We start from the raw sequence: 306 nt of genomic DNA, 5'->3' as shown, positions 1-306 counted from the left end.
CCATGCGCACCGCTTCAATCTTGAATTCCAGCGTGTACCGCGCCCTCGGGTTACCCATTGCTAAATTCTCCTTTACTGAAGTTTTACACACTCTCAGTAACGGATACGTCTTTCGAGGGCAAGGTCAACCCTCGACGGATCGCCTGCTGTGTAATCAGGCCAAACCAGCGTTCAACATGATTCAGCCAGCTTGAGTAGGTCGGCGTGCAGTGCATGTGGTAGCGCGTATGCCTGGTCACCCACGCCCTGACCTTGGGATGCGGGTGTGTCGCATAGTTGTCGTCGATCAGATGCACATCGAGATCG

The 306-nt window shown here is 54.2% G+C and carries 1 pseudogene; it reads right to left on the bottom strand.

From position 1 onward, the window contains the following. Positions 1-128: 128 nt before the first annotated feature. Positions 129-306, bottom strand: a pseudogene (locus AB3X99_RS40990) (transposase); the annotation flags it as partial.

This window comes from Paraburkholderia sp. BR10882 (assembly GCF_040948855.1).
In the GTDB taxonomy this organism is placed as follows: Bacteria; Pseudomonadota; Gammaproteobacteria; order Burkholderiales; family Burkholderiaceae; genus Paraburkholderia; species Paraburkholderia nodosa_A.
The sequence above is the reverse complement of the archived record's forward strand: the minus strand, read 5'-3'. Positions and strand labels throughout refer to the sequence as shown.